Source organism: Psychrosphaera sp. F3M07 (assembly GCF_018860345.1).
Classification (GTDB): Bacteria; Pseudomonadota; Gammaproteobacteria; order Enterobacterales; family Alteromonadaceae; genus Psychrosphaera; species Psychrosphaera aquimarina.
In genome coordinates, this window is record NZ_JAHKPJ010000006.1 from 46,681 (window position 1) to 58,647 (window position 11,967).

An 11,967-nucleotide genomic window follows, 5' to 3' on the forward strand; every position below is an offset into this window, starting at 1 on the left:
ATGCGAGTGATGATTATTTGTGCTTAAAGTTGAATAATCTGTTGTTCTTTCGCAAAAAATATATTGCAGTCTAATTGCATTTCATTAATTTTTTGTTGCCACTTATCAATGTCATCGTCAGTTCTGTCTGGATCATGACTGTAAATAGCTAATTGTTTTATATGGCTACACTTAGCTAAATCAACGGCTTCAACTATGAGTGAATGACCCCAACCATGTTTAAGAGGCATATCTGAGTCAGTGTATTGACCATCATGGATTACTAAATCAACCCCTAATAAAAACTCTTTCCACTCATAAGAACTGGTCTTAGGCGCAGTTGGTGGTGCCAATTCATTATCTGTGACATAAGCAACCTTTTTACCAGCACTCTCAATTATATACGCAGAACCACCATTTGGATGGTTAATCGTTCGTCTATATACTCGAAAGCCATTAATTGTAACTGGCTGTATATCCCAATTAGGCTGTTTAAAGTTCAAGTTGGCTAATAACTCATCCTCATCTAATGGAAAGAAACTGCCATTAATCTGCTCAACAATGGCTCTTGGCTGATTAGGGGTTGTCTCACTTGGATAAATATATATATTACGATTTTTTTGATAAATAGGCTTAAAAAAAGGAAAACCTTGTATATGGTCGTAATGATTATGGGACAATAATATGTAGACATCTTCTCGATGTTTCACAAATTCATCACCTATAACACGAATACCTGTGCCTGCATCTAGTATTAGTTTTTGACCACCTTCAGATTCAATTAAAACACAAGCGGTATTACCACCGTATTTTAATGTTAAAGGGCCTGGAGTAGGGCAAGAACCGCGTGTGCCGTAAAAAGTAACTTTCATTTATGGTGGAGATCCGACGTAGATTGAGTATGGATTTGCCGTATCATCGAATTGCTCTATGAATTTCAAAATAACACTGTTTACTGAATTTTCTAGAGAATCTTCTAATATTGCATTAATAATTATTGAGCCGTCGTTTGTAAGTGAAATATTATCATAACCCACGATGTCACACAGCTTACTTTCAGTCGTTCCAGGAGGTGGACCATTCATCATAGAATCTAAATATGAACATTGGATTCTACCATTTGGTACTAAATAACCAGGTAATGAATTAGCCCCAAAAGTATCATGGGGTGCACCATTTAGACCATTCAATTTAGCAATAAAACCAGTCGGTTCGTAATCAAAATATGCATTGCCGACAGCGATAATTTCATCATTTGAGTTAACTTTTAAATCTCGTATCTCTACTTGGGGTGGTGACGAGAAAGTAGCTAAACCCGACATATCGACGGTAATAATTCCACTTGCGCCAAGGGAGGTGCCAAAACTTGTATCGACAGCGTATTTTTGGGCATCTACCCCGTTAGAAAGATCTGCATCAGTTAACTTTATCAAGAAAGACTGTTCATAATCTATCGCAGAATATATTACTGAAGAGTCTGATAATTGCACTAATTTGCCAGAGGTTACTTGGCCTATAGCCGAAATTTCGACAGATAAAATATCATCGTTTGCATCATCAGATGCTAAATCGTCAAAAGTACTATCAATACTACCATCTGCTTTAACTCTTAATAAAAAAGTTACTCTATCTTGAGTGGAGGCTAATTCACCTGTGCCAAGGGCAATAACAGAGCCATCGTCTTGTAATATACCTGCAGTTAAATAATTATCGTTGCTACTTAAACCAACTAAACCTGATAAGTCTATTTCGTTGATAACAACATTTTCAGGCGCGTTGTCTGCTAAATCTACAAGGACTATATGATTTATTGCTACTTCACTTCCGGATTGACCAAACAGTGCGATTGTATTCAACGAGCTATTATAAGCAATACTACTTACTAGCGTAACTACTGGCATAACTATGTTTGGATATTCCGTAATTATATAACCGTGTGCATCTATTTTTTGTAATTTTAGATGAGAATTATTAACATCCTCATTAACTATTTCAGCTGAAATAACATAATTATCACCGTTTGCATCGGTTTCATTGATTTCGACTAAACCTGTGCCTAACACAGATATATAGCTCGATGAGTCAGCATCAGAATGTATTATAACGGGACTTTGTTGTCCGTTATTTAAGTCGTGAGACGTAATGGTTTGACCTATTATTCCGTAGTTAGTGTTATCACGTGCTGTTGAGGTAATAACTCTTCCTGAAGAATGAACCAGATTGCCGAAGAAATATTGACTCTCTGTTGGTTGAAATTCGAACATAATTCGCTCATCAATTGCTTCAATTTGCTCTACCATAAAGTCAGGGTGGAATTGCTGATAATAGATTTCTAACTCAGTGTTATAAACTTCAGGGCTAGTGGCCAAATTCATATTTTGAGTTTCGACTGAGCTAAATATATTAATGTAGTTATCCGTGTCATCTGAATCAAACAGTACAACCGCGTGGATATCATCGTCAGAATTAATCCCTAAACCTGATGTATTAGAGAGGTCTTTATCTATGAGATCTTCTGTATCTAAAATAATACCAAGTGAACTTAAAGTACCGTTAGCACTAAGCTGGTAAGGAATTAAATTGACAGCGCCGCTAATTGGGTTGGACTTTGTAATGTAAGTTATATTGCCGGCAGAATCGATTCCTAGACTAATAACTTCTTCATCATCAACTAAAGCTGTACCAACACCAATATAATGACCATCTACGCCACCAAACGAGGTATCCAATAAAAGTGTAGAAATATTCAACTTGGCAATTAACTGTTCTTGTTCAGAAATATTTAGGTTCGCACTCGACCCACCTAAAATTACATTGTCGCTATCAAGTTTTTGATACGTATTAAGTTTATTTATTGCGCTAATTCCGCCAATACTTGACACAAAAGTATTAAGTACATTGGATAAGTTGGCTATTTCAATTTCAGCTGCGAATAGCTGAGTGTCTAATAGAACCTCTACAGAACCTAAAGCGACTAGATTACCGGCCGTATTCTGTACCAAGCCTATGATAGTTTCATCATTGGTTGACAATCCTTCTAGGTTATATGTATATGTTTGTGTAGATAAAATGCCATCTGGATCAATTTCGTCTAGTTTAAAAGATTTGGTAGTAGAACTAGTGGAACGGCTTGAACTCGCTAAATACAACATTCCATTGGTGTGTAGCACTAGGTCGACCGCTTCAGAATGGTCATTTGTAGAAAGGCCTGTATGTACAAACTTACCATCATAATCAAATGTGTTGTCTATCGAACCATCTGAGTTTAAGCGTAATAAAAATGGGCTTTCTTCACCGGCACCGTTATATTGATAACCAAGTACATAGATATAATTATTGCCACTTACTTCATCAATGATTAATTTAGTTGGTTTAAATTTATCTAATGAACCGCTGTCATCAAACATATCAACATTAGGATCATTCAAATATTCAAAGTTAAGGTGTTTACGCCCATTGTTACCAAAATCAGGATTTATGCTGCCGTCTGAATACAGTTTTGCAATGGTATATACATAATCAGTACCGTTAGGATTCGCCGTATAAGCCAACACAAAACGATTATGAGCAGCATCCATTGTTGCATCCACTAAATAATCGTCGTACTCAGTGTCGGCGTAAGTATTAAATTGAGATATACCATTGTCTGCAAAAGTCGTGTCTAAAACATATTCTGAATTTTCAATAATGTTATTTATTGCAACAGCCACAGCCAGAGAACTTGTCAGTGACGTATCGTCAGTGACGGTAATGGTAAAGTTAAAGCTTGGTGTTGTTTCAAAATTTAATAAATAAGGATCATAAACCGTTACTTCACCGGTGGTTGAATTTATATCAAAAGCCCCACTTGGATCATTTAAACTAAATGTATGGGTTGCACCAGAGTCAGGATCAACCACAGTCGGCGTATATACACTGACACCAAAAGGTGTGTTTTCATTTAATGTAATATTAGAAGCACTAGTAAACTGAGGCGCATCATTTACAGCGGTAACACTCACGATGAAGTTCTCAGTAAATGCAGTAGCACCATCTTCACCACCATCGGTTACAACAATAGAAACGGTATCGGAAGTTAATACCCCTTCAAGCGGTGTCCATGTCACTTCACCTGTCGCTGAAATCGTCATACCCGCAGGGGCGTTTACTAAACTCCAAATTAAATCAGAGCCGTTGTTGGCATCGTCTTCATCAATTACTGTGGGTGTATAAGTATAAATTAGGTCTTCGGTTGCACTGGCTGGTGCGGAACTTGAAATCGATGGGCTGTCATTTATGTCATTTAAAGTAAGAGATATTGAGTGAGTATCCCAAAGTCCATCCTCATCAGTTACTACGATGTCAAAGGTAAAGTTTGGTGTTGTTTCAAAATTTAACAGGCTTTCATTTGCTACAAAAACTAATCCATTTTGTGTGTCTATTGTGAATGCACCACTTGAATCAAATAAACTGAATGTATGGCTCTGGCCTGTATCTGGATCGATTATGACAGGTGAATAAACTAATGAGCCTGATTTACTATTTTCATCTAACGTAATGTTATTTGAGCTCGTGAATTCAGGAGCATCGTTCACGCTAGTCACTGTTACAGTAAAAGTTTCTGAATAAGGTATAGAATTATCTTCACCTCCATCCGAAACTGTCAGGGTGACTAAGCCTGAAGTATAAACGCCTTCGAGTGGCGTCCAAGTAACTTCGCCAGTAGAAGATATAACCATGCCCGCGGGTTCATCGGTTAAAGTCCAGATTAAATCTGAGCCATTATTAACATCGTCTAAATCAACAACGGTGGGGATGTAGGTATATAAAATATCCTCAGTGGCATTAGTTGGCGCAGAACTAGTGATTTGAGGACTATCATTAATTATAAGTTGATCAACACTAATATTATCAATAAAACCTGAATTATTTTCGCCTTGCCAATTTTGAAAATGCCATTCAATAAAATGTGACCCCGCTGACAATAAATATGACATTTGTTGCCAAAGTTTATTTCCGTTTATTTGCGCCACCTGACTTCCATCCACATATAGTTGCAGTGAGCCATTGCTATTGTCAGAGTTTATTTTCCAGTCAAATGAAAGCGTAGCGCCATCATCCCCAGCATCAATATCAGTTGTTAAAATAGAGCGGTTATTATTTCTGACTGAACCGGATTGAAGTGCTGAACTACCAGTCGTGAAATTATCATTTTGTTCAAACCAACGGGCAAAGCCATCGGTAAATCCTGATGTAACTATGCTTTCAGAGTATTCAACAGCGTCTGCTAAATCAATTAATTCATGAACATCAACTTCATTTGGATAGGCATCATTTATATCTAATACGCCATCGCCATCATCATCAGAATCAATGTCGTTGAATTCACCATCGCCGTCTATATCTTCCAAAAAGTCAAAAATACCGTTTGCGTTGTTATCCGGCGCTTCATAGATGGTCATGCCATTGTTGTACAAATCAAACAATATTCCATTTTCAATAGTTCCAAAAGTAGGAACGTTGGCGTGTAAATAACTTAAATTTGTAAATGAATATATCGGTGTAAGCTCAGTTATATTGGTATAGCTGATGTTCAATTGATGTAAGGTATTTTGACTACCAGCTAAGTTATCAAAGTCATCAAAAGTGGTGTTGTTGGCCGTAAAATAGCCTAATTGTAAATTTTTAAGTGGAGTAAAGTCATAAACGTAAGTGTGATCTAATGCTAAAGAGCTTAGATTAGTTAACCCTTCTAACGATGAAATATTGCTTCCACTCGCTTGTAATGACCATAAAGTTTCAAGGTTGGTGATTAACGCCCAATTAGTCGGGTCTAAGTTTACATAATTAACATTTAACCCTGTTAAGTTAGTCATTTGTGAAAGTAAACTTACATCACTAAAATCAGTGTTAGAAACAGATAAATATTGTAAATCAAGTTGGCTTAAAACTAACCAGTCACTAATGTTATTGTTGGTTAACAGGAGACTGTCCAATTTGGACATATGCGTGACTAAATTTAAATCAGTAAAGTTACTGTCATCTAAATTTAGGTAACTTAAATCAAAGTCATATAAGAAGTCCCAAGAGGCAAGATTGACTCCGTATAAGGTGAGTGTTGATAGATTACTGTGATTTTGTAATAAGCTAAAGTCGTCAAAATTAGTATTACCATGCAAGCTAAAATTAAACAAATCTAACGCAATTAGAGCGGTCCAATCGTTAACCGTTGTTTCAGTAAAATTGACTTGGTTAAGATTTGGGAACCTAACAAGGTCAGTTAAGGTTTCAAATGTACCAGAACACGAAATATAATGAACATCGTTAACATCAGCATTTGTAAAACTATGGTTGTTCATAATACATTGGCCTAAATCAGGATCATCCCAATTAATATTGGCCAACTTTTGATTTTCAGACAAAACAACATTGTCTATAAATCCAGCGTCATCGTAGTTGGAGTCTACGCTGTCATATTTAATATAATGCCATTCAATTTCATGGGTACCAGGCGACAACTCAATGGTTTGATTATGCCAATCATGTTCACCGGTAATGGCATTCCAATGTTGTGCATCTACATATAAAGCCAGTTGGGCGTTGTATTCTTGGGTGGAAACTTTCCAATCAAAAGACAAGGACGCCCCTTCAGAACCAGCATCAATAGTTGTTTTTAATATTGAAAACTGGTCTTTAGATATTGCACCAGATCTTAATGCAGACCCTCCGGCGGTATAATATTCAGACTGAGCGAACCAACTCGATGTGCTTTGCGTATAGGCCGAACTAATACTGAAATCACTCACTTCTACGTAAGAGTTTAACTCTACGAACGTGCTTTGTGTATTATCAAACGGATACGCATCACTGTTGTCACCAACACCATCTAAATCGCTATCTGAGTGCTCAGAACTATCGTTAGGAAATAAATCGGTATTATCACCAACGCCGTCTGAATCAGAGTCTTCACTTTCTGACGCATCAAACGGGAACGCATCAGAGTTATCCCCTATACCATCTAAATCGCTATCTTGTTGTTCTGTATTGTCATTAGGGAAAGCATCTTTGTTATCACCAACGCCATCAGAGTCCGTATCGGCGGATTCAGTATAATCGTATGGAAATGCATCTGAATCGTTGTGTATACCATCATTGTCTAAGTCATCGTCGCTATTGTCACCAACACCATCACGATCGTAATCACTCCACTCTGATGGATCGGTAGGGAAAACATCATTGTTATCAAAGTAACCATCATTGTCAGAGTCAATGACAGGTCCAAAGGTTAATTTGAAAGTTTCATCATAACCACCTCCGACCGTCAACCATAAGGTATAACTAGAAAAGTCGTAATTGAGTTTAATTTCAGCTCTGCTTTGTGTCTGTAATGGTAACTTGGAGTGAGCTAAAGGGATAAAGTCACCTACGTTAGTCACTTGATAAACTTCAATTGAAACAAAACCGGCTTCCGCGATTGAAACTAGAGCAAAACGTTTATCATCAATTTTTAAAAATGACTCATGTTCACCAGCGTTAATCGAGAATTCTGGCGTTATTGAAGGGGATATAAATGATTTAACGGTTTTTGAATCATTAAACAAAGTGACACCAATTGTCTCTGACCAAAAATTATCAGAATTGTAAAAACTGCTGTCCGTACTGCGAATATAATCGCCAATACCGTTAGTAATTTGGTACACACTTGTACCTAATGCCAGCGTATCATCGTCTAATCGTGCATCCATATTACGAATATCTAGAAACCCGTAAGCTGGAATAGCGGCATAGACAGTTAAGCTATAATCATCTTCGATATTGTATATAGTTAAGCCGTAAGGAGACCCACCTAAACTTGAGTCATTTGAATGGTTATCGCTAATCTCAAAAGATAATATTTTATTATTATTAAGGCTTTTAACATAAATTACTCGATAGGTGGTTGAGCCAGTTCCTAGTGTATAACGTGTTGACTCTACAGTGTCGTCATCTAATAATTTATTGACCAACACTTCTGTACCCGCATAATGGGTTCCGGTATAACCCCCTTCGGTATTGTACATTTTGTCACCGAACAACATTGCCGTATGTTCATCAACTAATATTGAGCCACGGAAATAAGATGTTAATTGTTCGGTATCTTCTGGCCACAATTCAGTGTGCTCTAAGTAACCGTGTCCGTTATCTCTGATTCTTTTGTAATTTGAACCATCGTTTAAACCAAGCAAGCTAAATTGAGATGAAACGCTGTTTGATGAAATCCTAGCTCCTTGATTGCCGAATTCATTTTGGTTAAATTCATTTGTAATTAAAGGCAACGATGTACTGTAAAGTATTGATTCTTTTGACCAGTTGCTCCAATAAATGTAATTGTTTTGTGGATTAAAACGAACATCCAAGGTAATGCTGTCTATAGTGGTTTGTCCAATCAGCTCTATATTGTTACCCAAAGAAAATTGGCTTAATTGATACTTACGACTTTCATCTTCATCAATAACTATTAACTTAGACTCATCATCATTGATGGACATGACATAAGCATTGGTCATATCAGAGCCATAATTTATTGATTGATGCTCAGATAACCGGCCATCACTCCCATTAATAGACATGACTTTGAGCACACCGAGATGGGCGACGTACATTTTGTTAGATGACGATGCTTTGATTGCGATGCTGTAAGGAATACTATCCGCTAAAGATTGAACTGTTGTAGAAACGACTAAACCGGTGTTGGTATCCGTTTTTAATATTGCAATTTTAGAGTCTTCATAGGCGTAATAAATAAATTTGCTGTCTGAAGAAATTGCAAAGTTATGCTCGTAATCTGGATACCCAAATGAGTTTAAATCAAATTCTCCGGCATAACTTAAGTGACCATTGGTTTGATCAATTTTGTAAATTAATAAGTAGTTTCCAGCAGAACTATAATGAACCGTTGTATATAAGAATTGACCGTTAGGTGAAAACTCAAATATTTCAGGCTGATTCGATTCAGCAGCCGCATCCGCTTTTAACATAAGCGGCATAGTTTGAGATAATTTTGCTTCCCCCGTAATAGGGTCAACATTAAAGACTCTTATGCCAAAGGTTGCTTCACCATTTAATTCAATGATTGATGCCCAGTATAAATTACCGTCATCAGCAAATTTTATATAATTCCCTTGAGTCGAATTACGGTTACCTAGTTGGGTTGTTGTGAGTTGGTTAAAAGTACCCGTTACTGAACCATCGTCATTTAAGTCGGCAATCATAAGACCGTTATTTGAGCCTATATATGCATAACGACCATTAGGATGAATAGCTAACGATTGAACATTATCTAACATTCCATTAGATATCATGCCTTTATTGGAAAAGCCTAAATGTGTGTCGCCGTCTGTAAATTCAGCAACTAACGGATGGCTGTCAATGTTATCTAAGATACCGTCGTTATCGTCGTCAGTGTCAACTTCATTTGGTTGACCGTCGTTATCTGTGTCTTGTGCGCTAACCGTTATTTCAAATTGTTGATCGGTTGTCGAGTCAAGATCAGAAACGCTTAACGTAATTAATCCGGAGGTAGAAATATCGGTTGTCGGTATCCAAGTTATTTTACCAACCTCAGATATACTCATTCCAACAGGCGCATTGGTTAGCGTCCATGTTAACTCTGATTGAGTGTTGTTAGGATCGGATGCGGTTGGGGTGTATGAATAGAGTGTATTATGCTTCGCTGTTATAGGCGCTAAAGACGTGATAGTCGGTGCAACATTAGTTAAATTAACCTGAAGATAAAATGAAACCGTATATTCTTCTCCATCGATTAAATACACAATAGTTATTGTGTCAAAGCCACCGAAACCTTTTGTAGGAGTATAGGTGATGGTATCACCATCAATCGTTATTTCGCCGTGTTCTGCGTTAATGTCATTGATTTCATAAAGAGTATCAAATCCATTCGTGAGTTCAGAAATACTGATCGTAATTGGACTTAGATCATCGGTCGTTGCGATAACTTCACTGACAAATAGTTGTACAGTGGCATCAACACTATTTAACTTACCGTCTGTAATTTTATAAGTAAAACTATCCGTTCCGATAAACTCTGAATTGGGGGTATAACTAAAACTACCGTCTTCTAATACGACTAAAGAGCCTGACGTTGGCTCAGAAACTGAGTCAAGTACTACAGAAATCTCATCATTATCTACATCCTTATCATTGGCTAAAATTCCAAAAAAGGGCGGCAAATCATTTGGGCTATTCGCTTGGACTATATAACTATCGTTTAATGGCGTAGGAGCATCGTTTTGAGCGATTACATTTATGGTAACAATCGCGGTTGCGGTATTGTTGTTATCATCGGTCAGGCTATAGCTAAACTGGTCGTTACCAAAATAATTTGAATTGGGTTGGTAAGTGAAACTGCCGTCGTCGGCAATGACTAAAGCGCCATTATTGGGTTCTGTTGTTACACTTAACGTTAATTCGTCCGTTGCATTATCTTCATCAAAGTCGTTGATTAAAATGCCTTTATCTTCAGATACAATTAGTTGTGCATCTTCATTAGTTTCATACGAATCGTTTATTGTTACCGGTGGATACCCATTAAATTCTGGGCTTGTTATGGTTACCGTTGCAGATTGTGAGGAATCAGAACCATCGGTAATAGAGTATGTAAAGTTATCATAAGTGGTAAAGTTAACTCCTTTTTTATACTCAAAGCTGCCATCAGCGTTGATGGTCACTTCACCAAATTTAGGTTGTTGTAGTAACTCGGTTATAACGGTTAGCGGATCATTATCTATATCCGTATCGTTGATTAACACACCTGGCGAAGTGATTGTTAATGTGTCGGCTTCAATCACAAAAGTGTCATTGATTGCTGAAGGTAAGTCATTTACTGCGTTTATTGTAATAGTGACGTTGTTGCTACTGGTTAAGCCATGAGAGTTTATGATGCTGTAACTAAATTGATCAGTTCCATTAAAGTTTTCATTTGGCGTGTAAGTAAAATCGCCATTTTCAGTAATGATAACCGTACCATTTGTTGGCAAAGTTACGGGGGTGGTAACCGCAACAATAATATCGCCTTCAGCGCTGTCATTAAGTAATAAGTTATTGCTTAAGATTTGGTCTTCATCAGTCGAAAACGTATCTGCGGCGGCAATAGGCACAACCGATTTGTTGCCATTAATTAAAATTAGTTTGTCGCTAAATGCACTTTCTCCACTACCATCAATTCCCGTAACTAATATGTAATAGTCAGCAGTAACTGTTTTTTGTGTAAAAACAGTAGAGGTTTCCGTTAATGCTAATTTCGCTTCGCCACCGGTCAGATCAATATAATTTTGACCGGTTAGAGCCACGTCATTACTAACGTAAACATTATAACGTAAAGCCGTTGTTAACGGACTCCAGCTAATGGATAACTCCTCACTGTCTGGGTTTAACGTTGCTGAAACACCTGTTATAACTAATTCACGCCAATTGATATTTAGATTATTTACTTGGGATAAGTTGCCGTCATTATCTTCAACCCATAGTGTTATTGTTTGTTCACCACTAGACAAGGCAAACAACTTAGGATTAATGCCGTTTACAAATGCAGAAAATTCCGTTCCACAATCGATCTCACAAATTGGTAATGTCATATCAGAGCCAACAAAGCCAATCAATACTTGTTTGATTCCTTGTTCATCGGCGACATCTAGAGAAACCGATATGTTGCCTGAGAATTCAGTCGCTGCTGAAGGGTAGTTAAATCCGCCCGTAGCATTAAAAACACTCGCTGTAGCAACGGAATTAGTTTGGTATACAACCCCAGCTACTTTGTGAGCAACCTTTTGTTGTACTAATGTAGCTTTGGATGCATCTATGACGTTGTCAGAGGTTTTATCTGTATCAGACGTTGATTGCTCACCATCTGAATTGAACTTACCACAGGCCGCAGTAAGTAATATGCTCATAAACAAAATTAACGTTCTGTTTATTTTACTAATTTGATATGTGGCTAATTTCATAATATTT

At 37.2% G+C, this 11,967-nt stretch carries 2 protein-coding genes; both read right to left on the reverse strand.

Going from position 1 to position 11,967, the window contains the following annotated elements:
* Positions 1-23 precede the first annotated feature (23 nt).
* Positions 24-851 (reverse strand): MBL fold metallo-hydrolase, encoded by an 828-nt coding sequence (locus KO505_RS02935; protein WP_216053953.1) that lies wholly within the window; start codon positions 849-851, stop codon positions 24-26.
* Positions 852-11,960, reverse strand: a complete 11,109-nt coding sequence (locus KO505_RS02940; RefSeq protein ID WP_216053954.1) for a tandem-95 repeat protein — start codon at positions 11,958-11,960, stop codon at positions 852-854.
* Positions 11,961-11,967 lie beyond the last annotated feature (7 nt).

Bases quoted from the DNA above. Each gene is read 5' to 3' on its own strand.
- KO505_RS02935 (WP_216053953.1), bottom strand. From the start codon at position 851: ATGAAAGTTACTTTTTACGGCACACGCGGTTCTTGCCCTACTCCAGGC.
- KO505_RS02940 (WP_216053954.1), bottom strand. From the start codon at position 11,960: ATGAAATTAGCCACATATCAAATTAGTAAAATAAACAGAACGTTAATT.